At 72.2% G+C, this 24,993-nt stretch carries 21 protein-coding genes and 6 pseudogenes; 17 read left to right on the top strand and 10 right to left on the bottom strand.

Going from position 1 to position 24,993, the window contains the following annotated elements; all coding sequences use genetic code 11:
- Positions 1 to 61 precede the first annotated feature (61 nt).
- From ABD993_RS14295 to ABD993_RS36725, 13 genes and pseudogenes are all read left to right on the top strand, one after another.
- Positions 62 to 1,240 carry a cytochrome P450 gene (locus tag ABD993_RS14295; protein WP_345417265.1) on the top strand — a complete coding sequence of 393 codons (1,179 nt, stop codon included), beginning with the start codon at positions 62 to 64 and terminating at the stop codon, positions 1,238 to 1,240.
- Positions 1,240 to 2,481, top strand: coding sequence for an acyl-CoA dehydrogenase family protein (locus tag ABD993_RS14290; RefSeq protein ID WP_345417262.1), 1,242 nt, complete (start codon positions 1,240 to 1,242; stop codon positions 2,479 to 2,481). Before ABD993_RS14295 ends, ABD993_RS14290 begins: the two co-directional genes overlap by 1 nt.
- Positions 2,478 to 3,248 carry an enoyl-CoA hydratase/isomerase family protein gene (locus ABD993_RS14285; protein WP_345417259.1) on the top strand — a complete coding sequence of 257 codons (771 nt, stop codon included), beginning with the start codon at positions 2,478 to 2,480 and terminating at the stop codon, positions 3,246 to 3,248. The genes ABD993_RS14290 and ABD993_RS14285 overlap by 4 nt, the downstream gene beginning before the upstream one ends.
- On the top strand, positions 3,245 to 4,144 hold the full coding sequence (locus ABD993_RS14280; RefSeq protein WP_345417256.1) for a fumarylacetoacetate hydrolase family protein: 900 nt from the start codon (positions 3,245 to 3,247) through the stop codon (positions 4,142 to 4,144). The genes ABD993_RS14285 and ABD993_RS14280 overlap by 4 nt, the downstream gene beginning before the upstream one ends.
- Positions 4,141 to 5,106, top strand: coding sequence for an SDR family NAD(P)-dependent oxidoreductase (locus tag ABD993_RS14275; protein WP_345417253.1), 966 nt, complete (start codon positions 4,141 to 4,143; stop codon positions 5,104 to 5,106). The genes ABD993_RS14280 and ABD993_RS14275 overlap by 4 nt, the downstream gene beginning before the upstream one ends.
- Positions 5,079 to 6,251, top strand: coding sequence for an acyl-CoA dehydrogenase family protein (locus ABD993_RS14270; RefSeq protein WP_345417250.1), 1,173 nt, complete (start codon positions 5,079 to 5,081; stop codon positions 6,249 to 6,251). Before ABD993_RS14275 ends, ABD993_RS14270 begins: the two co-directional genes overlap by 28 nt.
- A gap of 3 nt (positions 6,252 to 6,254) precedes the next feature.
- A complete protein-coding gene (locus ABD993_RS14265; protein ID WP_345417247.1) occupies positions 6,255 to 7,055 on the top strand; it encodes an enoyl-CoA hydratase/isomerase family protein in 801 nt (266 codons plus the stop codon).
- Positions 7,052 to 9,241: an acetate--CoA ligase family protein gene (locus tag ABD993_RS14260; protein ID WP_345417244.1), complete on the top strand. Its 2,190-nt coding sequence runs from the start codon at positions 7,052 to 7,054 to the stop codon at positions 9,239 to 9,241. Before ABD993_RS14265 ends, ABD993_RS14260 begins: the two co-directional genes overlap by 4 nt.
- Complete coding sequence (locus ABD993_RS14255; protein WP_345417241.1) at positions 9,238 to 9,999, top strand: enoyl-CoA hydratase/isomerase family protein; 762 nt, start codon at positions 9,238 to 9,240, stop codon at positions 9,997 to 9,999. Before ABD993_RS14260 ends, ABD993_RS14255 begins: the two co-directional genes overlap by 4 nt.
- Positions 10,000 to 10,083: 84 nt before the next feature.
- Entirely contained in the window at positions 10,084 to 10,305 is a 222-nt protein-coding gene (locus ABD993_RS14250) for a tautomerase family protein (protein ID WP_345417238.1), read from the top strand.
- Position 10,306: 1 nt separating this feature from the next.
- The gene (locus ABD993_RS14245) at positions 10,307 to 11,053 is read left to right on the top strand and encodes a TetR/AcrR family transcriptional regulator (RefSeq protein WP_345417235.1); all 747 of its coding nucleotides are present in this window, start codon (positions 10,307 to 10,309) and stop codon (positions 11,051 to 11,053) included.
- Positions 11,054 to 11,096: 43 nt separating this feature from the next.
- The gene (locus ABD993_RS14240; protein WP_345417232.1) at positions 11,097 to 12,287 is read left to right on the top strand and encodes a CaiB/BaiF CoA transferase family protein; all 1,191 of its coding nucleotides are present in this window, start codon (positions 11,097 to 11,099) and stop codon (positions 12,285 to 12,287) included.
- Between the two features lie 9 nt (positions 12,288 to 12,296).
- A pseudogene (locus tag ABD993_RS36725) lies at positions 12,297 to 12,566 on the top strand (thiolase C-terminal domain-containing protein); the annotation flags it as partial.
- Between the two features lie 49 nt (positions 12,567 to 12,615).
- Here ABD993_RS36725 and ABD993_RS14235 read toward each other — a convergent pair.
- Positions 12,616 to 13,206 carry a TetR/AcrR family transcriptional regulator gene (locus ABD993_RS14235; protein ID WP_345417229.1) on the bottom strand — a complete coding sequence of 197 codons (591 nt, stop codon included), beginning with the start codon at positions 13,204 to 13,206 and terminating at the stop codon, positions 12,616 to 12,618.
- 391 nt (positions 13,207 to 13,597) lie between these two features.
- Between ABD993_RS14235 and ABD993_RS14230 the strand changes: the two genes are divergently transcribed.
- Positions 13,598 to 14,683 carry an ABC transporter ATP-binding protein gene (locus ABD993_RS14230; RefSeq protein ID WP_345417226.1) on the top strand — a complete coding sequence of 362 codons (1,086 nt, stop codon included), beginning with the start codon at positions 13,598 to 13,600 and terminating at the stop codon, positions 14,681 to 14,683.
- A gap of 23 nt (positions 14,684 to 14,706) precedes the next feature.
- Positions 14,707 to 15,151: pseudogene (locus ABD993_RS14225) on the top strand (universal stress protein).
- Between the two features lie 361 nt (positions 15,152 to 15,512).
- Here ABD993_RS14225 and ABD993_RS14220 read toward each other — a convergent pair.
- Positions 15,513 to 16,622, bottom strand: a pseudogene (locus ABD993_RS14220) (IS1380 family transposase); the annotation flags it as partial.
- Positions 16,623 to 16,776: 154 nt separating this feature from the next.
- Between ABD993_RS14220 and ABD993_RS14215 the strand changes: the two are divergent.
- A pseudogene (locus tag ABD993_RS14215) lies at positions 16,777 to 17,185 on the top strand (transposase); the annotation flags it as partial.
- Positions 17,186 to 17,277: 92 nt separating this feature from the next.
- Here the strand turns inward: ABD993_RS14215 and ABD993_RS14210 are convergent.
- From ABD993_RS14210 to ABD993_RS14180, 8 genes and pseudogenes are all read right to left on the bottom strand, one after another.
- Positions 17,278 to 17,850, bottom strand: coding sequence for a plasmid pRiA4b ORF-3 family protein (locus ABD993_RS14210; RefSeq protein ID WP_345417224.1), 573 nt, complete (start codon positions 17,848 to 17,850; stop codon positions 17,278 to 17,280).
- Between the two features lie 461 nt (positions 17,851 to 18,311).
- Positions 18,312 to 18,487 (bottom strand): annotated as a pseudogene (locus tag ABD993_RS36720) (IS5-like element ISMt1 family transposase); the annotation flags it as partial.
- Positions 18,487 to 18,783, bottom strand: a pseudogene (locus ABD993_RS14205) (transposase); the annotation flags it as partial. The pseudogenes ABD993_RS36720 and ABD993_RS14205, both read right to left, overlap by 1 nt.
- Positions 18,780 to 19,745 carry a fumarylacetoacetate hydrolase family protein gene (locus ABD993_RS14200; protein WP_345417221.1) on the bottom strand — a complete coding sequence of 322 codons (966 nt, stop codon included), beginning with the start codon at positions 19,743 to 19,745 and terminating at the stop codon, positions 18,780 to 18,782. The gene ABD993_RS14200 and the pseudogene ABD993_RS14205, both read right to left, overlap by 4 nt.
- Before the next feature lie 33 nt (positions 19,746 to 19,778).
- Positions 19,779 to 20,627 carry a fumarylacetoacetate hydrolase family protein gene (locus tag ABD993_RS14195; RefSeq protein ID WP_345417218.1) on the bottom strand — a complete coding sequence of 283 codons (849 nt, stop codon included), beginning with the start codon at positions 20,625 to 20,627 and terminating at the stop codon, positions 19,779 to 19,781.
- A gap of 28 nt (positions 20,628 to 20,655) precedes the next feature.
- Positions 20,656 to 21,585, bottom strand: coding sequence for an alpha/beta fold hydrolase (locus ABD993_RS14190; protein ID WP_345417215.1), 930 nt, complete (start codon positions 21,583 to 21,585; stop codon positions 20,656 to 20,658).
- A gap of 38 nt (positions 21,586 to 21,623) precedes the next feature.
- The gene (locus tag ABD993_RS14185; protein WP_345417212.1) at positions 21,624 to 22,544 is read right to left on the bottom strand and encodes a VOC family protein; all 921 of its coding nucleotides are present in this window, start codon (positions 22,542 to 22,544) and stop codon (positions 21,624 to 21,626) included.
- On the bottom strand, positions 22,541 to 24,091 hold the full coding sequence (locus ABD993_RS14180) for an FAD-dependent monooxygenase (protein ID WP_345417628.1): 1,551 nt from the start codon (positions 24,089 to 24,091) through the stop codon (positions 22,541 to 22,543). The genes ABD993_RS14185 and ABD993_RS14180 overlap by 4 nt, the downstream gene beginning before the upstream one ends.
- 80 nt (positions 24,092 to 24,171) lie before the next feature.
- Here ABD993_RS14180 and ABD993_RS14175 point away from each other — a divergent pair, with 80 nt between their 5' ends.
- Positions 24,172 to 24,960: an IclR family transcriptional regulator gene (locus ABD993_RS14175; protein WP_345417209.1), complete on the top strand. Its 789-nt coding sequence runs from the start codon at positions 24,172 to 24,174 to the stop codon at positions 24,958 to 24,960.
- The last annotated feature ends 33 nt before the right edge of the window (positions 24,961 to 24,993 follow it).

Genomic DNA, 24,993 nt, shown 5'->3' with positions numbered 1-24,993 from the left:
CCAAACGTTTGGTGACAGCTGGGAAGCACGGTTTCCGCCGGTTAAGTCGGAGATGACGACCATGACGTTCGATCCCTTGGACCCCGACTACCAGATCGACCCCTACCCTCACTTCGAGGCGCTGCGCGCGGAGCCCGCCGTCTGGGTGGAGCCGCTGAACGCCTGGTTCGTGGGCCGCTACCGCGATGTCCGCCGCATGGCGATGGACACGAAGACCTTCTCCAACCGCCGGTTCTCGGAGATCTCGAAGGGCGAGTTCGACTACGCCCCCGGCGTCGACCAGCTCGTCGCGACGGACCCGCCGCGGCACACGCGGCTGCGCAAGCTGGCCGCGGCCGCCTTCCGGCCGGGCCGGGTCCGGGCGATGGAGGAGGCCCTCACGGAGATCACCCACGGCTACCTCGACCCGCTGGTCGAGCGGGGCGGGACCTTCGACTTCCACCAGGACCTGGCCTCCCGGGTGCCGATCCACGCGATCACCCGGATGCTCGGCGTGCCGCACGAGGACGGGCCGACGTTCCGCCGCTGGACCGCCGACGTGCTCAGCGCGGCCAACCGCCACACGATGGCCCCCGCGGAGCTGGCCCGGCTGCGCACCTCGGTCGACGAGGTGCGGGCCTACTTCACCGACGTCGTCGCGCGGAAGCGGCGGACCCCGGGCGACGACATGATCTCGGACTGGATGCAGGCCCGCGAGGGGCAGGACGCGCTGACCGACGACGAGGTCCTGGCCCTGGCCATCCTGCTGCTGGTCGGCGGCGACTCGACCACCGCCCACCTGCTGTCCAACACCGTGGCCACGCTGTGGGAGCACCCCGAGCAGCTGGAGGAGGTGCGCCGCGACCGGTCGCTGATCGGCAGGCTGATCGAGGAGTCGCTGCGCTACGAGCCGCCGGTGCAGACGGTCTTCTGGACCACCACGCGCGACGTCGACCTCGACGGCGTGACCCTGAAGGCGGAGGACGCGGTGATCGGCGTGTGGAGCTCGGCCAACCGGGACCCGGAGTACTTCCCGGAGCCGGACCGCTTCGACATCCACCGCGACAGCGGCGGCCACCAGGCCTTCGGCTTCGGCCCGCACTTCTGCCTCGGCGCCGGGCTCGCCCGCTCGGAGGCCCGGATCGTGTTGGAGGCGGTGTTCGACCGGCTGCCCAACCTCAAGCCCGCCGGCGGCGACCCGGTCGAGTGGGTCCCGTCGTTCTGGATCCGCGGCCCGCGGGCGCTGCCGGTGGTGGCGTGATGGCGGCGCCGGTGACCGCGCGCCACTCCGCCGTCCTCGCGGACGTCGAGGACCTGCTCGGCGGCCTGACGGACTTCGTCGACTCGGTCGTCGTCCCGCTGGAGGCGCGGCACGCCGAGCTGTTCGACCAGGGCAGGCGCTTCTACGCCGAGTCCGGCGCCTACAGCGACCCGGTCCGGGAACTGCTGCTGCAGGTCCGGGAGCGGTCGGCCGCCGCGGGCTACTACACGATGTTCGTGCCGGAGGAGCTCGGCGGCGGCGGGCTCGGCCCGGTCACCCTCTACGAGGTATGGCGGCGGCTCTACTCCCGCTACGGGCCCGCCCGGATCCTGCCGTTCGCGAGCGTGGCGCACTGGAGCTACGCCCCGAGCAGCCTGTGTCGGCACCTGTCGGCGCGCACCCGGGACGAGATGCTCGAGCCCTACCTGGCCGGCACGACCACCAGCTGTTTCGCCATGTCGGAACCCGACGCGGGGTCGGATGCCTGGGCCATGACCACCCGCGCCCGCCGCGACGGCGAGGACTGGGTGCTGACCGGCACCAAGCAGTGGATCACCAACTCGCCGGAGGCGGACTGGGCGTTCGTCTTCGCGGTGACCGACGAGGAGCAGCGGGCGGCCCGCCGCGGCGGGATCAGCTGCTTCCTCGTCCCCACGAGCGCGCCCGGCTTCGCGGTGGACAGCGTGATCGCGCTGTTCGGGCAGGCGGGCGGGCACGAGGGCATCCTCAGCCTCACCGACGTCCGGGTTCCCGCGCACGCCCTGGTCGGCGCGCTGCACCAGGGGTTCGACCTGGCACTGGAGGGGGTGTCCACCGGGCGGCTCTACAACGCCGGACGCTGTGTCGGGCTGGCGGACTGGGCCCTGCGCCAGGCGGGAGCCTACGTGGCCGAACGCCGCACCTTCGGCACGCGGATCGCGGACTACCAGGGGGTCAGCTTCCCGCTTGCGGACTGCGCCGTGGAGATCTACGCGGGGGACGCCATGGCCCGCGAGTGCGCCCGGACCCTGGAGGCGACCGGCGCCGCGCACCACGAGATCGCGATGACCAAGGTCTACACCACCGAGATGTGCTCGCGGGTCTACGAGCGGTGCATGCAGGTGCACGGCGGCATGGGCCTGACCAACGAGCTGCGGCTCTACGACGGCTGGCACCAGGCCCGGATCGTCCGGATCGCCGACGGCAGTGCGGAGATCCTCCGCCGCAACATCGCCCGCAAGGTGATCGGCGGCAGGCGATGAGCGCGCCGCCGCCCCCGTGGAAGAACATCGCCGTGACCCGCCACGGTGCCGTGACCGAGGCGCTCGTGCACACCGATGGCGGCCCACTCGTCTACGGCGCCACCGTGCACCGCGAGATCGTGGAGCTCGCCGACTGGCTGCGCACCGACGAGACCACGCGGGTGCTCGTGTTCGGCGGCACCGGCGACCGCTTCTGCACGGAGATCGACACCGACAGCTACCGCGGCGAGAGCTGGCACCGGATCTGGGTCGAGGGCAGGCGGGGGCCCGCGGGCCTGCTCGACCTCGACATCCCGATGATCGCCGCGGTCAACGGGCCCGCGACCTACCACTCCGAGCTGCCGATGCTCGCCGACATCGTGCTGGCCTGCCCCGAGGCGACCTTCGCCGACCACGCCCACTTCACCAAGGGCATCGTGCCCGGCGACGGCGTGCAGACGGTGTGGCGCAACCTCGTCGGCCCCAGCCGTGCGACCTACCACCTGCTCACCGGGGCCGAGCTCGACGCGGCCGAGGCCCGCCGGATCGGCGTCGTGCACGAGATCCACCCGCGGGCCGAGCTGCTGGCCAGGGCGCACGCCCTGGCGGCCCCGATGGCGGCCCTGCCCGTCGAGACCCTGATGTACACCCGGACGGCGCTGCGGGCACCGGACCGGCGGCTGTTCTCCGAGGAGCTGTCGCACGGGCTCGCCCTCGCGGGCCTGGAGATGTTCCTGACCGGCAAGCGCACCGTCTCGGTGCCCGAGGCACACGAAGGTCCACGATGAAGCTCGCAGTGGCGCGGCTCGGCGCCGACCGGATCCCCACCGTCGTCGAGGTCGACGGCGAGAAGGCGACCGTCGTCGTCGGCGCGGCCGCCGCCGACCTCGTCGAGGTCGCGGTGCACCCGCAGCGGTACACCGGGCGCGGCGAGTCGATCGCGCTCGCCGACCTGGAGCTCGACCCGCCGCTCGCCCGGCCCGCGAGCCTGCGCGACTTCATGGCCTACGACGCGCACCTGATCAACAGCCTCGCCGGGCTCGGCCAGACCCCGCACCCCTCCTGGTACGAGGAGCCGATCTTCTACTTCAGCAACCCCGCGGCGGTCATCGGCCACGGCGCCGCCGTCCGCCGCCCGCGGGGGTCGGTCAAGCTGGACTACGAGGTGGAGCTGGCCGCCGTCGTCGGGCGGGAGGCGGCCGACCTCGACGCGGAGGACCCGGCGGCACTGGACTGCCTCGCCGGCTTCACGCTGATGAACGACTGGTCGGCGCGCGACCTCGCGGCCAAGGAGATGCGCCACCACCTCGGGCCGGTGAAGGGCAAGGACTTCGCCACCTCGCTGGGCCCGTGGCTGGTCACCCCGGACGAGCTGCCGATAGTCGACGGCGTGGTCGACGTCCCAGTGGTCGCCCGGGTCAACGGGGCGGTGCACACGGACAACACCTTCCGCGACATGACGTTCGACTGGCGCCGGATCCTCGCCAGGGCCTCGGCGAACACCACGCTGGTGCCCGGCGACGTGATCGGCTCCGGCACGGTCGGCTTCGGGTGCCTGCTCGAGCTGCGCACCCGGAACAAGGAGCTCGGCGAGGAGCGCTACCGCTTCCTCGCCGACGGCGACGTCGTGGAGATCGAGGCGGCGGGCCTCGGCGTCCTGCGCAACGTCGTCGGGCAGCCATGACCGGGCTGCTCGACGGCCGGGTGGTGCTCGTCACCGGGGCGGGGCGGGGGCTCGGCCGGGCGCACGCCCTCGAGCTCGCGGGACACGGCGCCCGCGTGGTGGTCAACGACATCGGCGTCGCGCTCGCGGGCGGCCGCACGGGGGAGGACCCGGCCGCGGACGTCGTCGCGGAGATCCGGGCGGCGGGCGGGACGGCGGTGGCCTGCCACGACGACATCGCGACCTGGGCGGGGGCCGCGGCCGCCGTCGACCGCGGGATCGCCGAGTTCGGGGCCCTGGACGGGCTGGTGGCGAACGCGGGCGTGCTGCGCAAGGTCGAGCTCGCGGACCTGGCCGAGGAGGACCTCGACGTGCTCGTCGGCGTGCACCTGCGGGGGACCGCGGCCTGCCTGCGGCACGCGCTGCGGTACTGGCGGGACCGGCACGAGCGCGGTGAGCCGCGCGACGCCGCCGTCGTGACGACGTTCTCGGAGGCCGCGGTGGTCAGCCTGCCGGGATACACGGTGTACGGCGGGGTCAAGGCCGCGATCGCCCAGCTCACCACGACGGCGAGCCGGGAGGCCGCCCGGTACGGCGTCCGGGTCAACGGCTACGCCCCGCGTGCCGCCACCCGGATGCGGATCGGCGTCGACACGGACGAGACGGAGGGCCCGTGGGCGACCGGTGCGACGTCGCCGCTGGTCGCGTGGCTGCTGTCGGGCCGGGCCCGCGGCGTGACCGGGCGGCTGTTCCAGACCGTGGGCGGGGCGGTCGCCCCGTGCACCCAGTGGGCCACCGGGGAGTACGCGCTGCCCCGGCCGGGACGGCACCGCCTCGAGGTCGACGAGCTGGACGGCCTGCTCACACCGGAGTGGCTCGGCCCCGGCTTGGGCGACCCGGTCCTCGCCGGGCTCGTGACCGAGCAGGGCCGGCCGACCGGAGAAGGAGGGACGCAGTGGGAGTCCGCGACGTCGTCGACCTGACGACCCTGCCCGAGGACGCGCGCGAGATGAAGCGCGCGGCCCAGGCCCTGGTGGACCGCCGGATCCTGCCGTACGAGGTCGAGATCGGGCTGACCGGTGAGGTGCCGGACGAGATCGTCAAGACGCTCAAGGAGACCGGCTACTACGGCCTCACCGTGCCGGAGGAGTACGGCGGCCTCGGGGTCGACCACCTGACGTACTGCGCGGTGCTCGAGGAGCTGGCCCGCGCGCCGAAACCCGTGTGGAACGTCGTCAACGTGGCGAACGGGGTGGCCTCGCGGCTGTTGGCGCGCAAGGGGACCGCCGAGCAGCGGGCGACGTTCCTGCCGCGGCTCGCCGCGGGCGAGCTCTGCCCGTCGATCACGGTGACCGAGCCGGAGGCGGGCTCGGACGTGCAGGGACTGCGCACCACGGCTCGCCGCGTCGACGGCGGCTGGGTGCTCGACGGCACCAAGCACTACATCACCTTCGGCGGGCAGGCCGACGTGCTGTTCGTGCTGGCCCGCACGCCGTCGGAGGACCAGGGCGACCGCAAGCGCTTCACCCTGTTCCTGGTCGAGCGGGGCAACCCCGGCTATCGGGTCGCGCGGTACCAGCAGACCATGGCGGGCCCGCCGCACGAGCAGACCGAACTGGTCTTCACCGACTGCTTCGTGGCCGACGACCGGGTGCTCGGCGGGGTCGGCAAGGGGCTGGCGACGGTCCTGTCGACCTTCGCCGAGGAACGCATCTCGATGTCGGTCACGGCGCTGGGCGCCGCGCAGCGGGCCCTCGAGCTCGCCACTGCCTACGCCCGCGACCGGACGGCGTTCGGCAGCCGGATCGGCGACTTCCAGGGTGTGCTGTTCCCGCTCGCCGACAGCGCGACGGAGCTCGCGGCGGCCAGGGCCCTGACCTACGACCTGGCACGGCGGCTGTCCGACCGGGTCGTGCAGCCGCACGAGGCCGCCGTGGTGAAGCTCTTCGCCGCGGAGATGGCGGGCCGGGTGGCCGACCGCTGTGTCCAGGTCTTCGGCGGCGCGGGCTTCATGGCCGAGTCGCCGGTCTCCCGCATCTACCGCGACGTGCGCGTGCTGCGGCTCTCCGGGGGCACCTCGGAGATCCAGCGCACGCTCATCGGCCGCGCCCTGCTCAAGGAGGACTGAGAAGTGCCGGACCAGACCGCCGACCCCGCGGGGCCGCCCCGGGTCACCACCGACCTCACCGCGGGCGTGGCCACCGTGACCCTGGTCAACCCGGGCCGCGGCAACGCGTTGACCCGACCGATGTACGAGCAGCTCAACGAGGCGTGGACCTGGGTCGAGAAGGACCCGGCCGTCCGGGTCGTCGTGTTCACCTCGACCGGCGAGCGGCACTTCTGCACCGGTGCGGACGTCTCCGCGCTGGGCGGCGCGCTGCGCACGCCGGGGGAGCGGTTCACCCTGACCTGGCGCCAGGCCGGGGTCACCAAGCCCGTGGTCGTGGCGGTGAACGGCCTGGTCGGCGGCGGCGGGCTCGGCTTCGTCACCGACGGGGACATCGTGGTGGCGAGCCGCAACGCCACCTTCATGGACCCGCACGTGTCCATCGGCCAGATCTGCGGGTACGGCGCGCTGCGGCTGGTCTCGATCGTCGGACAGAGCGAGGCGACCCGGCTCGCGCTGGCGGGCGGTCGGCTCGACGCGGAACGCGCGCACACCCTCGGCCTGGTCAACGAGCTGTGGGCCACCCCCGCCGAGGCCCTGGCCCGCGCCGTGGAACTCGCCCGGGCGATCGTGAAGGCCTCGCCCGCCGCCGTCGCGCTCACCCACCGGCTGCTGCGCGGGGTGGCCACCACCACCGAGCAGGAGGGCGCGCTCACGGCCGCCAACCCCGCCTGGGACGAGTACTTCCACCATCCCGATGCCACCGAGGGCGTCGCGGCGTTCACCGAGAAGCGCGCGCCCCGGTGGGCGGAGCAGTCGTCGTGACGGCCGTGGCCCCGCCGACCGACGCGTCCCGGCCCCGGCTGTACGCCCCCGCTGATCTCGAGCCGCTGCTGCGGCCTGCGTCGGTGGCTGTGGTCGGTGCGTCGCAGACGGCCGAGAACTTCGGCACGCTGGCGCTGCGGACGCTGACCGCCGCGGGCGTCCGGGCCCACGCCGTGCACCCGCGGGCAGCCGGGACGCTGCACGGCGTGCCCGTCGTCCCGCGGCTGGTCGACGTTCCGGGCGGGGTGGACTGCGTGCTCGTCGCGGTGCCCGCGGCGGCGGTCGAGGGCGTGGTGGAGGACGCCGTGGCGGCGGGCTGCCGCGGAATGATCATCTTCTCGGCCGGTTTCGGCGAGTCCGGTGTGGACGGGCTCGCAGCCCAGCAGCGCATCCTGGCCACCGCCCGCCTCGGCGGGCTGCGCATCGGCGGGCCGAACACCGCGGGCGTGCTGAACTACCGGGACCGCGTCCCGCTCACGTTCGTCTCCGACCTGGCCCTGGACCTGCCGGTCGGCCGGATCGGGATCGTCTCGCAGAGCGGCGGGATCGCGACCCACCTCGGGCACGTCCGCCACCGCGGGATCGGGATGTCGTACACGATCACCACGGGCAACTCGGTCGACGTCACGGCCCTGGACTACACCCGCTTCCTGCTCGACGACGACGGCACGGACGTCGTGGCGCTCGCGCTGGAGGGTGTCGCCGACGCGGCGGCGTTCGCCGAGCTCGGGGCGGCGTCGCTCGCCGCCGGCAAGCCGGTGGTGGTGCTCAAGACCGGGCGGACGGCGGCGGGAGGGAGGGCCGCGGTGTCGCACACGGGGAGCCTCGCCGGGGACCACCGCGTGTTCCTCGCCGCCGCCGAGCAGGCGGGTCTGCAGGTGGTGACGACGATCGAGGACCTGATCGAGACCGTCACGATGTACGCGAAGTGGGCGGGCCGCGTGCGGCGTCCGGGCGGCGTCGGCGTGGTCACGACGATGGGTGGGCACGGGGTGCTCACCGCCGACGCGGCCGCGGAGAACGGCGTGGAGCTGCCCGCCCCGCGTCCGGCGACGCTCGAACGGCTCGGCGCGCTGCTGCCCGCGTTCGCCGCGGTGGGCAACCCGATCGACACCACGGCGGCCCCGCCCGATCCGGTGCTCACCGACGTGGTGACGGCGGTCGGCGAGGACCCCGGGTACGCCGCGACGGTGGTGCTGACCGCCACGATGACCGGGCCGTCGACGGCGGGGCGGCCGGCCGCCGTCGCCGCGGCCGCGGACCGGCTGGACACGCCGCTGGCGGCCGTCTGGCTCTCCAGCTGGGCGGAGGGGCCGGGCACGGAGGTGCTCGACGCCGCGCCGACGCTGCCGCTGTTCCGCTCGGCGACGCGCTGCATGCGCGCGGTCGCGGCCTGGCAGCGGTGGAACCGCAGGCTCGACGAGCGTGGTGCGGCCCCGGCCGAGGCCGCCGGGGAGCTGTCCGCGGCCGCCGCGGCACGGCTGCAGGAGCTCGTCGCGGCCGAGCCCGCCGGGCGGACGACCCTGGATGAGGTCCGCTCGCAGGCGTTCCTGCAGGCCGCGGGCCTGGCGGTGCCGCGTGCCCGGGTGGTGTGCTCGGCCGAGGAGGCGGTGGCCGCCGCGGCGGAAATCGGTCATCCGGTCGTGGCCAAGATCGTGTCCGACGACGTGCCGCACAAGGCGGCGGTCGGCGGCGTGGCCGTCGGGCTCGCCGACGGGGCCGCGGTCGCGGCCGCGTACCGGCGCATCGTCGCGTCGGTCTCCGCGGCGCGGCCCGAGGCCCGCCTCGCCGGCGTGCTGGTCGCCGAGGCGGTCCCCGCGGGGACCGAGCTGATGGTCGGGCTGGTCCGGGACCCGGTGTTCGGGCCGGTGGTGGTGGCGGGCGCGGGCGGCGGTGCGGTCGAGCTGATCGACGACGTCACGCACGTCGTCGGCAGGCCCGGTCCCGCGCGCCTGCGGGCGGCCGTCGAACGGCTGCGGACCGTGCGGCGCGCGGCCGACCGGGACCCGATCGCGGCCGAGCGGCTCGTCACGGTGCTGGTCGAGGTCGTGGACCGGATCGGGGCACTCGCCGCAGCGGTGCCCGAGCTCTGCGAGCTCGACGTGAACCCGCTCGTCGTCGGGCCCGACGGACGCGCCGTCGCCCTCGACGGACTCGCCGTCCTGGACCGGGAGGCGCAGCCGTGAGCGCGCCCGCGGCCGCCGTGGTCCGGTGCACCCTCGTGGGCGCCGTGGCGGTGGTGGCCCTGGACCGCCCCCGGAGCCGGAACTCCCTGGTCTGGGAGAGCTGGGCGGGGCTCGACGAGGCGCTCGACGAGGCGCTCGTGGCCTCGGTCCGGGCCGTGGTGCTGGTTGGGTGCGGCGGCTACTTCAGCTCCGGCGGGGACCTCAAGACCACCCCCGCGCGGGGCGAGGGCCCGTTGGCGCCGGTGGCGCGGCTCGACCGCGCCCAGCGCGTGCTGCGCAGGCTCCGGGAGTTCCCCGTCCCGGTGGTCGCCGCCGTCGAGGGCGGTGCCATCGGCATGGGCTGGAGCCTCGTGCTGTCCTGCGACCTCGTCGTCGCGAGCCGGGAGGCGATGTTCGCGGCGCCGTTCGTCGCCCGCGGCGTCGTGCCCGACGGCGGGGCCGCCTGGTACCTCACCGAACGCCTCGGCAGGCACCGGGCGTCGGCGATCCTGCTGGCGGGGGAGCGGCTGTCCGCGCAGGCCGCGCACGAGTCCGGCCTGGTCGCGACGCTGTGCGACGCGGGATCGGCGGAGTCCGTCGCGCTGGAGCTGGCCGGTGCGATCGCCGCGGCCGACGCGGGCGCCGTCACCCTCACGAAGCGGTTGCTGCACGCCGCCGAGGGAGCCGACCTCACCCGGTTCCTCGCCGAGGAACAGGCGGTCGCGGCCCTCGCCCAGCAAGGAGCCGCGGCGGCGGCGGGCCGACGGGGGTTCGGGTGACGCGCCCGGAGGGACGGTGCGATGCCGTGCCACGCGGGCCTGGCTACGCTGTGTGGAGCCAACCGGTAGGTAGGGGGAACGCCAATGCCACTGATCCACGTGCAGCTCGTCGACGGGCCGACAGCGGAGCAACGCCGCGAGTTCCTGGCCGCGGTGACCGACGCGGCCTGCACCCACCTCGGTGTCGCCCGGCAGTCGGTCCGCGTGTGGCTGACCCCGATCGCCGCGGACGACTTCATGGCGGGCGGGGTCACCGCGGCCGAGCGGCGCGCGGAGGCGGCCCGGTCCGCCACCGGGGGTGCCTGAGATGCCCCCCGCGACCCGGCGGTCCGTGCAGGCGCCCCGACCCCGGCCCGGCCGGTCCCCGGTCAACGAGCAGAAGTACGCCGAGATCGTGGCGGTCGCCGGCAGGCTGTTCGCGGAGAAGGGCTTCGCCGGGACCTCGCTGACCGACATCGCGGTGGAGGTCGGGGTGCTCAAGGGCAGCCTCTACCACTACATAACCTCGAAGGAGGACCTCCTGGCCGAGGTCGTCCGGATCGGCCAGCTCGGCCAGAGCGAGAACCTCCAGCTCGTCGCCCACTTCGACGGCGAGCCGCTGGAACAGCTCGTCGCGTTCGCGTACGGCCACGTCCGGCTGAACGCGACGCCGGAGCGGCTCGAACGCGGCAACGTGTTCCTCCGCGACGGGGAGAACCTTCAGCCCGCCCGCCGGGAGGCCTTCATCGCCCGCCGGGACGAGTACGAGCGGTTCCTCCGGTCGGTGGTCGTCGCGGGCCAGCGGGCGGGCCTGCTCGATCCGGAGGCCGACCCCCGGATGGCCAGCTTCGGTGTGCTGGGCGTCGTCAACTCCTTCAGCCGCTGGTACAAGCCCGACGGCTCGCTCACCGCCGTCCAGATCGCCCGCGAGTTCGCCGCCTTCGCCCTGTCCGCGGTGCGGCTGCGCGAGGGCGACGCGGAGGGCCGCTTCGACCTCGTCGACCGGGTCGTCGCGGAGTGCGAACGCTTCATCTCCCAGAACGACCTGCTCCTGGACCTGCAGAACACCGGCTGACCCGCACGGCCGGGCCCGCCCCCCGATCCCGAGGACGTGACCCATGGACCTGGCCTTCTTCCGTGACCTGCGGGTCCTCGAGCTCGGGGTGTGGATGGCGGCGCCGTCCACGGCGGCGTTGCTCGCGGACCTGGGCGCCGACGTCGTGAAGGTGGAGGGGCCCGCGGGGGACCCGGCCCGGGCGTTCTTCGCCGCCACCGGCACGGACGCGCCGGTGCAGCCGACGTTCGCACTGGACAACAGGGGAAAGCGCAGCCTCGTGATCGATCTCGCCGACCCCTCGGGACGGGGCCGGTTCGAGGAGCTGCTCGGCGAGGCCGATGTGCTGGTGGTGAACCTGCGGCAGGCGGCCCTGCGCAAGCTCGGGCTCACCGCCGAGGAGCTGTGCCCCCGCTTCCCGCGGCTGGTCTACGGCTCGCTCACCGCCCACGGCCTCGACGGGCCCGATGCCGACGAGCCGGGCTACGACGTCGGCGCCTTCTGGGCCCGCAGCGGGCTGTCTCACCAGCTCGCGGGCGGCAGCCCGCTGCACGCCCCCGGCGCCTACGGCGACCACGTGACGGGGCTCGCGTTGTTCTCCGCCGTGCTCGCCGCCCTGCTGGAGCGCGAGCGCACCGGCCGGGGCGGGCTCGTGGAGACCTCGCTGCTGCAGACCGCCACCTGGATCGCCGGGCCGGACCTCGCAGTGCAGGCCACGCTGGGCAAGGTGCACCCGGTCGCCGACCGACGCTCCGCGGTGATGCCGCTGGTCAACAGCTACCGCACCGCGGACGACCGCTGGTTCTTCCTGACCTGTGTGGAGGGTGCCAGGCACCTGCCCGCGGTGTGCACGGCTATCGGTCGGCCCTGGCTGGCCGCGGACGAGCGGTTCGCCTCCCCGGGCGCGATGCGGCGGCACCGCCGCGAGCTGATCGCGCTGCTCGACGAGGCGTTCGCGGGCGACACCCTCGACCGGTGGGCCGAGCGCTTCGCCGCCGCTGGGGTGTGGTGGCAGGTCGTGGCGAGACCCGCCGAGGTGCTCGCCGACCCCCAGGTGGCGGCCAACGGCTGGGCCCGGCCGGTCGAGGTGGGCCCCGGCGTCGTCGTCGACATGCTCACCGCGCCGATGCGGGTGCTCGGCTGCGTCCCGGAGGGGGTGGCGGGAGCCCCTGCGTTGGGCTCGGTCGCGCCCGACGGCGGCTGGCTGCGACCGTCCGAAGAGGACCAGCCCACGTCCAGACCGAGCAGGCCTTGATCAGACGTTCTGTCGACGTCGACGTGGGGAGCGCGGAGCGGACCCTCGCCTTCTACACGGAGTCGCCGAACCTGCGGCGACGGCGGGGGCGACGAGCTCGTGGCCGAGGGCGCGACCAGCCTCGGTGGGCGGATCCCCTTCTCGACCGACGGCGGCCTGATCGGTCGTGGCCACCCCGGCGGCCCGACCGGGCCGGCGCAGATCTGGGAGACCACGCTGCAACTACGGGCTCAGGCGGGGGAGCGGCAGGTGGATGGCGCGCGCACCGGCCTCTGTCAGATGATGGGCGGGGGAAGCGTGTGCATCATTGCAGGCGGGCTGAATCGGATCACTCCGTGGGCCGCCCGGGGACCCCGGCGTAGAGGGTCTGCCACACGATGTCGGTCAGGACCTCGACGTGGCGGGCGAGCTCTTCGTCGTCCGCGGCGCGGAGGTGGTGGTAGAGGCCCCGTTCGAGCATCGTGACGAGCCAGTCGACGGTGCGGATGGGATCGATCTCCGCGCGGATGGCGCCGCGCTCGTATCCGCCGCGGACGTGTGTCTCGATCTTCTCCGCACCACGGTGCATGAACTGCCGATAGCTCTCGGCCACCCCGCCGTCGAGTGCCGCCATCTGGGCGAGTGCCGACATCGTGGCCGAGTGCTCTCGGTACGCCAACGCCAGGACGCGCATCGCGCTGCGCAGATCGTCGCGGCCGGCGTCGTCCGGTAGACACCTCCACGGCTCGACGGCACCGACGACGTCGTCGGCCGCGTCAGCGGCCAGCCATCGCAGGAGGTGGCCCTTGTCGTCGAAATAGGCGTAGAAGGTGGATCGCGCTATCCCGGCGATCGAGATGATCTTCTCGACACTGAGGTCGGCGAAGCCGGAATGTGTGGTGAGTAGGTGGGAGACGGCAGGCCGAAGGCGCGAGAGCATCGTTCTGCGACGCCTCTCCACGGCTGACTCCGTACTGTCGGTCATTCGCCCTGAAACCTCCTGTCCGCACCGCCTGCATGCGCTGAACCCGCGATGCCAGCGGACGAGTCACTGTAGGCGGTCGGTTGGTCCGTCAGGGTGGGGGCGTCGAGGCAGCTCTCTTTCGAGTGGTCGACGGCGGTTGCATCCCGTTCCGTGAACTGTTCCGGAGCCGCGCCGACTAGCATTCCTGAGGGAACCGGGTCGAACACGGTGTACGTCACTTCTCGCGGTGTTGGTCGTTGAGCTGAGGGGGCGGGACCCGTGATCGTCGGCGGCCGTCGGCTCCATCGTCGAAGAAGCCGGCCGCCGAAGGGCTCGGCACACACATGTCCAGGAGGGACGTCACGTCATGAGCGGTGTCGAGGTCAAGGTCGAGGGACTGAGCAAGTCCTTCGGGCGGGCGAACATCTGGTCGGACGTGTCGTTGACGCTGCCGCCCGGTGAGGTGAGCGTGCTGTTGGGTCCGTCGGGCACCGGCAAGTCGGTGTTCCTCAAGACCTTGATCGGACTGCTGAAGCCGGAGAAGGGCTCGATCGTCATCCACGACACGGACCTGGTGCGCTGCAACGAGTCCCGGCTCTACGACATCCGCAAGCTGTTCGGCGTGCTGTTCCAGGACGGCGCGTTGTTCGGGTCGATGAACCTCTACGACAACATCGCCTTCCCGCTGCGCGAGCACACGAAGAAGTCCGAGACCGAGATCCGGGACATCGTGGCCGAGAAGATGGACATGGTGGGGCTCAAGGGCGACGAGTCCAAGCTGCCGGGCGAGATCTCCGGCGGGATGCGCAAGCGCGCGGGCCTGGCCCGGGCGCTGGTGCTGGACCCCGAGATCATCCTGTTCGACGAGCCGGACTCCGGTCTCGATCCGGTGCGGACGGCGTACCTGAACCAGCTGATCATCGACCTGAACGCGCAGACGGACTCGACGTTCCTGATCGTCACCCACGACATCAACACCGCGCAGACCGTGCCGGACAACATCGGGATGCTCTACCGCAAGCACCTGGCCATGTTCGGCCCTCGTGAGGTGCTGTTGACCTCGGAGGACCCGGTGGTGAGCCAGTTCCTCAACGGCCGCCGCCAGGGCCCGATCGGCATGTCGGAGGAGAAGGACACAGCCCAGGCCGAGCGCGAGATGGCCGAGATCGACGAGCTGTCCGGGCTGCCGCCGATCAAGCCCCAGATCGAGGCGACGAAGGGTCTGCCCGAGCGCAAGGCCGTGGCGCGTCGACAGCAGCGGGTCCGAGACATGCTGCACACGCTCCCGCCGGCCGCGCAGGAGGCGATCCGCCGCTCCCAGCAGGAGGTGGCTGACGCGCAGCCGCGTGAGACCGTTGTCGGTGCCGCGCCGTACGGCCGTCCCGGCGGGGAGGCGCCCACGGAGGTCCTGCCGCGGGTCGGGGCACCGAACCGGTTCGACCAGCCGCGCTGACCGGCTCTCGAGAGGAACCGACCATGAGCTATCGCACCATCGTCGTCGGGACAGACGGCTCCGAGACCTCGATGCTCGCCGTCGACCGCGTCGCAGGGCTCGCCGCGGACGGCGGCGGGCGCCTCGTCGTCGCCACGGCCTACCGCGCGGGCGAGAGCGGGGGAGCGGCGGACGACGCACTGAAAGGCGAGTCGCACCTCGTCCACGGGTCTCGGCCCGCCGAGGACGACCTCCGCGCCGCCGCCGACCGCGCCGGGAAGTTGCTCCCGGGCGACCGGATCGACTCCACCGCCGTACAGGGCGAGCCGATCGAGGTGCTCGTCGACGTTGCCCGCAGCCAGGATGCCGGCGTGATCGTCGTGGGCAACCGCGGGATCGGCACGCTCACCGGGGGTCTGCTCGGCTCCGTACCCTCCCGAGGTTGCGCGCCGCGCGACGGTCGACGTGGTGATCGTCCACACGTCCTGACGATGCCTGCGCCCGTCCCGGTCCACACGACACGGCACGGGCGCAGGAGCCTCGGAGGCCGCGTCAGTCGACGCCGACGGCCGCGCCCAGCGAATCGGCCGTCGTGCTGGGGTGGTCCGATCCGAACCCCGGCGCCGGAGGTCGTGAAAACCTTCTGTACGCCCGGGTGCGAGGCCGCCGGCGCCTGGGTAGGCGTCGAGCAGCTGCGGGCCACGGATCCGGAGGCGGCCGACGGTGCCCGGGGGGAGCAGGTCGCCCTCGTCGTCGACGACCTCCATCTCCATGCCGCGCAGCAGCCTACCGTCCCACGCCCGCCGGCGCTCCAGGCTGTCGCCGCTCGAGGAGCTGCCCGGCGCGGTCACATGCGGTCCTCGGCGCGGGCGCGGCGGCGGTGACGCAGCTCGAGGTCGGCGAGCTGTCGCCCGGGTCCGCCGGGGCGGGTGTTGGTGGCGAAGGCGGTGTAGCGCAGCCCGTCCGGGTCGGTGAACCGCAGCTGCGCGCCCGGATGAGGCCGTTCGCGGCGCACGATCACCCGCATCCCGTCCGGCCAGGTGGCGGGGTTCATCAGGCCGGTGGCTTCGATGACCCAGGCCCCGGGGCGGGGTTCGCCGTCGGCGTTGTAGGCGGACTGCCAGTCCTGGGTCGGGAGGGCGGCGAGCTGGTCGACGACGGCTGGGTGAGCCCGAACCCGACCGAATAGGACAGACGCTGAGTGCCGAGCCGGCCGAGGAGTTCGTGGGAGGCTCCGGCGCCGTCGACACGGATCAGGACCTTCCGCCCGGCTCGGCCCCTGGGCCGGTGGCCGCGTAACTGGCGCAGCGCCGCCCGGATCACGGTGATGTGGTCGGCGGCGGTGTTCGACCCGGCGTTCCCAGGGCGGAGCAGCTGCGCGAGGGGTTCGCCGGTGCCGTCGGGGCCGTGGTCGACGAACGCCCACAACGGGTGGTGCCCGAAGCCCTTCTCGAACGTCGGCGCTGCTGCTTCCTTCTCCGAGTGGGCGGTGACCAGGGTGGCGTCCACGTCGATGACCAGCGGTGATCCGGTATGGGTGTCGTGGTCGGGGGCATGATCACCGGCCAGCGCCCAGGCCCTCGCTCGGGCGGCGGCGCGAGCGGTGTCGATCGCCGCCAGGACGGTGGAGGCGTCGGTGGCGAGGCGGTCGATCGTGCGTGACACCGTCGGAATCCGAGGCGACCGGACCGAACAGAGTCGGTTCGGCGCGCAGCAGCAGCGCGACGTCGGCCAGGCAGTCCCCGCCCACCGCGAGTCCGAGTGCGAGATCGAGCAGGATCTTGGCCGGGTCGTGCACCGCGAAGCGGGGCCGCCACGGCTCCAGCGCGGCCGACAGCGTCCTGTCCAGACCGACCCTGCCGATGGTCTCGGTCAGCAGCAGCGTCCCGGCATGAGACACCACCGCGGACGCGGCCGTGTCGACGTCCGGGCACGGGTAGAACCCGATAGCCTTCTTCACCTGGAGGGTGCTCCTACCTTGCGCGAATACGGGACCTCAGCAAATCCCTATCCTCGCTGGTCAGCGGCACCCTCCAGCCTCATGACACGCCCCACGCGCCGAACCGCGATGAAAGCCCCGGGCTAGGGCGCAGGCAGTCCTCTCAATGCTGTGCGACCGCAACGGGCTGCCGCTGCATGCGCTGGTCACCGGCGCGAACACCCACGACAGCCGCATGCTCGCCCCGCTGCTCGACACCGACCCCGGCGTGCGCGAACACGCCCGATGCCCGGGTCGTCCCCGTCGGCGGCCGGACACTCTGCACGCCGACAAGTGACGACCAGGGCTACGACTACCCGCGATGCCGCCGCTACCTCGCCTGTCGCGGGATCGGGGTGCGGATCGCCCGGCGCGGGATCGAGGACTCCACCCGCCTCGGGCGGGTCCGCTGGGTCGTCGAGCGCACGATGTCCTGGCTGCTGGACTTCCGCCGCCTCGCGCTGCGGTACGACCGCGCCGAGTCCACGATCACCGCCCTGTTGTCGCTGGCGTGCGGCTTGATCTGCCACCGCCGATCTGCCACCGCCGCCTCGCCGGACACCGACCGCGACCGGCCTGACGACGCGCGAGCCAAGCCCTGGACCTCTCTTGCCTGGCGAGGAGTTCTCCAGGTGCGCTACGAGACCGGGGCGAGCGGTCGCCAAGCCAGCCACTGCAGGGCCCGATCGGTTTCGTCGAGGTCGAAGCGGTGGGGGTCGAACGACCCACGGGCCCACTCGAGGCGCTCGTCGTGGTCGGGATGGGCGGGGTCGGCCATGACGGCCTGGAACTCCTCGTATCCCCAGATCCCGCCGACGTCCTCGGGCGGGCACGCTCCCTCTCCGGACACGCAGCGCGGGTAGCGCACCCCCGGCTCGGCGCCGGTGATCTTCTCCACGGTGATCTCGTGGGTCCAGTTGTCGCCGAAGTCGTAGACGTAGCCGAACCGGTCACCCTGCTCGACCAGCCGGAACAGCTTGCCCTTCGTCTCGTCGACGACATCCTGGCTGGGCCAGTCAGGGTCCGGGATCCCGTACCGGCGCCCGGCGATCTCGAACTCGTGTAGATGCGAGTTCGTCCAGCCCATCGCCGACTGCACCACCTCGTGCAACACCGCCAGGTCGATCTCGCCCGGCACCTGCACACGACGCCGGACCGGCGGCTGGGCTCCAGCCAACACCATCTCCAGCTCGAAGATCCTCGTCCTCACAGACACACGCGGCGCGGGCATGTCCTCGATGCTGTCAGCCCGCCGTCACGGGCAGGACCGGGGCCTCCACTTCTGAAACGAGGTCCAAGATGATCTTGATCGACTTGGACAACCACGCTCGTCATCGATCACATTCAAGCAGGCCATCTTGACGCCTCATTCCGGCAATCGAGTGCCGCTGCGCCGGCATCCGTCCCTCTCGCTCCTCCGCCCCGGCCGAAGGTTCCGGCTGGCTGATACCGCGACCGGAACGGCCAGCCCTGCAACCGGTGGTGGGATGGCCGGCCACAAGCGGACGTGCCGAACACGGCGCCTCTCGGCAGACAGGGCAGGCTTACAGCGCTGCTGCCCAGCAGCGAAGTCATAAACCGTGCCGTCCCGGCCCAACAAGGGCGTGTCCCGCAAGTCCTGGCGGAGCCAGAGGATCGTGGCCGCGATGGTGATCTCGGCACGGAAGTGGGGTTGAAGCAGCGCTCGACGACGTTGCGGCCTGCGTAGACGACCGGGTCGAACCTGGGCGCCCGCCGTGTGAGCCTTTCGCGGCGCGGCGGGCGATCCGGTCCTCGCGCTCGGGGCTGGTGAACCCGATCCCGCCTCGGCGCATCGCCGCCCGGGTCGAGGGGTGGGAGTGGGCCTTTCGACGGCTCCGACGGAGTCGTCCTTGGTGACCGCCTCGTCGAGGATGCGGTCCCAGGTTCCATCGGCGGTCCAGCGGCGGAGTCGTTCGGGGGCGGTCTTCCAGGGTCCGTAGCGCTCGGGCAGGTCCCGCCACGGTGCTCCGGTTCGCAGTTTCCAGAGGATCGCGTTGATCACCTGGCGGTGATCGCGCCGGCGGCGGCCGTTCCCGGCCACCGCCGGCAGCAAGGGCTCGATCCGAGCCCACGCCCTGTCTGTCAGCTCACCACGACCGACCACCTGAACATGATCAATCAGACCAGCTCAGAGCCCTGACAGGACACGCCCTGGTCGTCGCGGCGGTCGCCGTAGGCGACGACCCGCGAAGTGAGGGTTCCGAGCATGTCGACGGAGACCGTCACGGTGTCGCCGGGTTGCAGCGAGGGGTGAGCGGCCCACCCTGCCCTGCCCCACGACTCGGCGAGGCAGCCGCCGCCACACGTACCGGACCCCAACACGTCACCGGGCCTCACCTCCGTGCCCCGGCTCGCGTACTCGATCATCTCGGCGTAGGAGAAGTGCATCGAGTCCCACCGGTCGGTGCCGACGACCACCCCGTTGACCGCGGCACTCATGCCCAAGTCATAGGCCGTCCCCGAGCGGTGGGGGAGGAGCTCGTCGGCGGTGACGAGCACGGGCCCGAGCGTGAGCGACGTGTCCTTGCCCTTGGCGGGCCCCAGCTTGACAGACATCTCGTCGAACTGCAGGTCACGCGCCGACCAGTCGTTCAGCAGGCAGTACCCGACGATGTGTCGCTCGGCGTCGGACGCTGCGATGTCACGCCCACCGAGGCCGACGACGGCGGCGACTTCCAGCTCGAAGTCGAAAAGCTCGCTCCCCGGCGGGACCGGGACGTCGTCGTGCGGACCCAGCACCGCGTAGGGGTTGGTGAAGTAGAACGTCGGTGCGGCGTACCAGCGCGGCGGGATCCCGGTTGCGACGCCCGCCAGCAGTGCTGTTCCCTCGACGTGACGTTCGAACGTCATGAAGTCGCGGACGGTGGGTGGATCGGGAAGCGGCGCCCGGAGCCGGACGTCGTCGAGCACCAGGACCTCGCGTGGGTCACGCAGCGCTCGCTCCCCCGCGCGGTGCAGGCGCTCCCCGTCGTCTCCCAGCAGACCCCGCAGGGTCACACCGGGGTCGAGGCCGTGGATCTCTGTCCCGCTGAGCACACCGACTCGGTCGACGGAACCCGCGGTGGTGTAGGTGACGAATCGCATGACCCCTCCCGGTTCGGTGGAGCGATGTCTCCGTCAGCTGGCATCGACGCAGACCTGGCGGAGCTCCCCGATGCCCTCGATGATCGTCTCCACGACGTCACCCGCACGCAGGAAACGGGGCGGTGTCCGGGTCCCGCCGACTCCGGCGGGTGTGCCGGTGAAGACGACGTCTCCGGGCAGGAGTGGCAGGACAGCCGACAGGTGCTCGATCAGCTGCGGAACGGAGAAGATCAGCTGCTTGGTCGAGCTCTGCTGCATCACCTCCCCGTCGACCCGGCACTCGATCGGGAGGTCGTCCGGATCTGCGACCTCGTCGATCGTGACCAGCCAGGGCCCCTGCGGGGCGAACCCGGGGAACGACTTTCCGAGGGAGAACTGCGGGGCGGGGCCTGCGAGCTGCAGAGCACGCTCCGAGTAGTCCTGCCCGACGGTCAGTCCGGCCACGTGGGACCAGGCTTCGGAGGCGCCAACGCGGTGCGCCCGGCGGCCGATGACGACGACGAGCTCGGCCTCCCAGTCGACCGTCGCAGCCGGTAGCGGCAGGTCGCCGACTGGACCGGTGAAGCCGCCTACGAACTTCGTGAAGGTCGGCGGCGACGTCGGATGGTCGAACCCCGACTCGTCGGCGTGGTCGCGATAGTTCAGGCCGATCGCGAAGACCTGCCGCGGGTCGGGCGACGGCGCGCCGAGCTCGGCGAGGACGACGGGGATGCCCTGCCCGAAATCGACCGTCCCGGTCCAGGCGATGAACTCATCCCAGTCGTCGTAGACGCGGCGCGGGTCGGGTCCGAAGCGGCCGCCGCTCGCCTCGGCGACGTCGATGAGGAGAGTTACGTCCGGCGAGACGAGGACCGAACGACCGTGCCGAGAGGCGACGCGCATGCGGCACCGTCCTTTCTGGAGGGGATGTTCACGCGGGCAGAGACGACGCCCAGTGCGTGAGGATCTTGGCGTACCTGGCCGGGTCGAACTGGTGCATCATGTGCAGGGCGTCAGGAATCGACTCGTAGGAGACCGGCACCCCCGCGGACTCCATCAGAGCTCTGGCGCGGGCGGCCTGCTCGTCGGAGATCGCGCCGATCAAGGTCCCCGTCTCCGGGTCGATGCCCCGCATGTGGTGGGTGAGCAGGACCGGGGTCTTGACCTTGGTGAGCATGCGCTCGTGAGGGCAGTGCAGAGCGACGGTGCCCTCCCAGAAGGCCCGCGCCCACTCGGGGTCGTACTCCTTCATGTGCTGCGGGATCTCATCGGCGGAGAAGTAGCCCGCCATCTGCGACGACGACGCGGCAGCCGCTCGACAATAGCCCGCCCAGTCACCGACGCTCCATTGGTCGCCGAGGTAGGTGCGGAAGAGGTCGAACAACGGCCCGGCTGCCTGTCGGATCGAGTGGCCGCACGTGGTGACGAGCTCGGAGGAGAAGAAGGGGGCGTCCTCGCATAACGCGCCTCGGATCTGACCGGGCATGGAGTAGGCCGACAGCCAGGCGGCGAGCACGCCACCGGAGGAGTTGCCTGCGACGACGACGGGGCGCTGCACCACCAGTGCGATGAAGCGGACGAGGTCGTTGCCGAAGTTGTCGAGGCTGTACCGCTTCGGCGTCCAACTGCTGCGCCCCTGGCCTCGCAGGTCGACGGCGTAGACGTGGAAGTCCTGGGCGAGCAGCGCCATCGTCTCCTCGTAGCCCCACCATGAGCCGGTCTGCTCGGGGACCAACAGAACCGCTGGTCTGCTCGGGTCTCCGGTCTCGGCGTAGTTCATGGTGATCTCACCGAGATCGGCCTGCTTCTCGGGGAAGGCGTGGTGGACGTACACGTCGCGGGCGGCAGGGTCAGCGGCCATTGCTGTCTCCTCGGGCTGTCGGGTCTCGGTGGTACGGATCAGGCGGAATGGGCGCCGGTCATGAGTGCGCCGAGGTCGTCGGGAGCGAGGAAGGACGGCGGTGGGGGAGGGCCCCACTGGTAGAGCGCTCGGGCGCCCTCCCAGACGCGTGGGGTCCACAGGGCGTCGTCGACGATGCAGTCGATGTCGGCGTGGTACTCGGAGAAGTTGCCCGCCGGGTCCTTCAGGTACCAGAAGAAGTTGGACCCGATGGCGTGCCTGCCCAGACCCCACACGTGCCGATCCGGATCCGCCTCCAGCATGGCGGTCGCGCCGCGCCCGACCTCGTCGACGTCGTCGACCTGCCACGAGGTGTGGTGCAGGAAGGCGACGGGCGCGGTCTGGACCAACACGTTGTGGTGGTCGGTGGAGCACCTCAGGAAGGCCGCGACGCCGGGGACTGTGTCGCTGACCTTGAGCCCGACACCCTCGGCGAAGAAGCGCTCCGAGGCTTCCTGGTCGGTGGAACCCAGGACGACGTGCCCGAGCTTGCGGGGCCGGACCGGGGCATCGCGAAGCACGGCGTCGGCGCGCCGGCCAGGCCGCGGCACGTCGCCTGGACGGTTGTAGGCCGGGGCGGGTGTGGGCTGTGACGCGAGGCGTGGGGCGATCTCGACGCGGACCTGTACGCCGGTACCCGGGTCGAGGGCCGTCACCGCGTTCTCCGACCGATGCACCTCGGCACCCACCCTCCGCAGGCTCCGGGTCACGCGGTCGAGGTCGTCCGGATCATCCACTCCGATGCCGAGGTCGAGCAGCCGCCTGTGGGTCGCCGGGCGCAGCGTGAGCTGTTCGCCGCCGTCCGCTGTCGCGAAACGATGACCACCGACCGAGACGAGGCCGAAATCGGAGTAGTAGGCGGCGACGGCCTCGACATCGGGTACCCCCAGGGTGATCCCGGTCAGTCTGTGGAGGGTCACGGGGCGTGCTCCTTTCCGTGGTGACTCGTCCCCGGCAGGCTGACACCGCAGTACCGGGCGAGCTCGGCGGTTCCGAGGTCGCGGTCGCACCAGGCGACGTGCTGGTCCGGTCGGACGAGGACGTAGTCCGACGCCCGCAAGGGCGACTCGAGGAGGGTGAGCGGGATCCCGATGACGCCGGCATGCTCGGCGAAGGCCGCTGTCGCCCGTCCGCCTGCGCCCGGTGGCACGAGGAGGGTCATCCCGAGTCCGAGATCGTCGTACAGGGCGTGCCCGGGTGCGATCCACGCATGCGGGAGCCGACCACCCGGCACGATGCTCGGTTCGTAGGTCTGGACGTCGGCTCGCGACGCAGCGTGGTCGGCGATCACTGGTGAGCCCGCGTAGGAGTAGCCGAGCACCAGCCCCAGGGAGTGAAACTCCTCCGCCTTGGTCTGCTGAATCCGGGCGCCGGTGACCGCCCGGTTCGGTCCGGAGGCCTCCAGGTTGCGGACCGCCGAGGCGAGGGTGAGCTCAGCGATGCCTCGCCGCTCGATCTCGTAGGAGGCCAGCAGGTCGACCCCGGCCCAACCCTGCAGGACCGCGGCGAGTTTCCACCCGATGTTCACCGCGTCCCCGACACAGGTATTGAAGCCGTGCCCGCCGAACGGCGGGTTGACATGCGCGCTCTCGCCGACCAGGAAGACCCGGTCGGTGGCGAACCGGTCGGCCAGCATCATGCGGGGTGTCCACGGGTCGGTGGAGAGCACCTCGATTCCCAGCTCCGCGGCGGTCCGGCCCGCGAGCCGTTCGATCAACTCGACCGCACGGGCGGCGTCGGCCGACTCGCCGACGTCGGCGAGGGTGACCCACCAGAGCCCGTCCCGATCCAACGGCCCCACAGCCCCGGGCACCTCCGGCTCGACCACCCAGTAATGGAGGGCGGTGCCAGCGGTGGGTCGCAGCCCCGGCGCCCGGATGACGGCGTTGAGGTTGGCCCGCGGAGCGGAGCTGCCGTGCAGCACCGCCCCGATCTCCTCACGCACGGTGCTGCGGCCGCCGTCGCACCCGAGCAGGTACTCGGTAGCCAGCCGGTAGGTCGATCCATCCGCGCGGAGGACCTCGCAGACGACCCCGTCCCGCCGCTCCGTGAAGCCGAGCAGCCGCTCGCCCAGACGGAGCTCGGCGAGTCCGCTCCGAACCAGGTGTGCGCGCAAGACCTCCTCGACCACCGGCTGCGCCACTTGCTGACCCGCCTCGGCGGTGAACCCGTCCTCCGCGGCACTGAGGCCGAAGACGTCGCGGAACTCCGTGATCGGTTCGGCGTCGAGTGCCGCGCAGAACACCACCCGTCGGCTCCAGGAGTGCGACAGCGGGGCGGCGCGCCGGACCTCGTCAGCGATGCCCCAACGCCGGAACAGCTCCATCGTGCGAGCGCTGGTCGTCTTCGCACGGGGTCGGAGATGCGATACCTCGCGACGGGGTTCGAGCAACACAGAGTGGATGCCGTGATGGGCGAGTTCGCTCGCGGCCGCCAGGCCCGCCGGCCCACCACCGGCGATCAGCACCCGCGCTGGCGCGTCGTCTTCGCGGTCCGTCACGCCGTTAGAGTCGCGGCCGTGATCGCCGAGGCACAGTGGGGATTTCGATGAGTGGAACACCGGAGTCGGCTGGTCGTTCCGGGCGACCGGTGCGGGGGGAGCCGATCGTCGAGCGGGCGTTCCGCATCCTCGGTGCGTTCGCCGAGGCCGGAGAGGGTCTGCCGCTGCACCTGCTCGCGGCGCGGGCAGGACTGTCGAAGAGCACCACCTACCGGATCGCGGCCCAGCTGAGATCGGTAGGCGCCCTTGAGCGTCTGGAGAACGGAGACTTCGTGGTGGGTCTTCAGTTGTTGGAGATCGCCTCGCTCGCCCCCCGGGGCCACGGATTGCGGGCGGCGGCGCTTCCGTACATGGAGGACCTCCACCGCGTCACGCACCAGCACATCCTGCTCGCCGTCCGCGACGGGGAGGACGCCGTACTCGTCGAGCGGCTGTCCGCGCGGGACGCCGCACCGGTGAAGTACCGGGTCGGCGGGCGTCTGCCGCTGGCACAGACGGGCATCGGCATCGCCCTCCTGGCCCATGCTCCCGAGCAGGTGCGTCGCGAAGCGTTGGACGGTGCACCCGACTCTAGCCGAGTCCGCCGGTTCATGGCTGCTGTGCTCCGGGAGGGTGTCTGCGCCATGACGGGGGTGAACCCCCTCCACGCCGGCGCGGCCCCGGTGGGTGCCGGGCCCGCATCGATGGTGTCCGTGGCGGCCCCGATCCTGAACCGGCGCGGCGACTGCCTGGGCGCCCTGTCGCTGGTGGCGCCGGACGAGGGCAGATCCCAGGTCGCTGCTCGGATCGCACTGCGCACGGCGAGCCTGGCGATCTCTCGGTCGGTGGGGAGCTAGTGCCTCGTCAGGCAACGTTCGGTAGGTAATCGG

It is taken from the genome of Pseudonocardia xishanensis (assembly GCF_039541715.1).
GTDB classification, from domain to species: domain Bacteria; phylum Actinomycetota; class Actinomycetes; order Mycobacteriales; family Pseudonocardiaceae; genus Pseudonocardia; species Pseudonocardia xishanensis.
The sequence above is the reverse complement of the archived record's forward strand: the minus strand, read 5'-3'. Positions and strand labels throughout refer to the sequence as shown.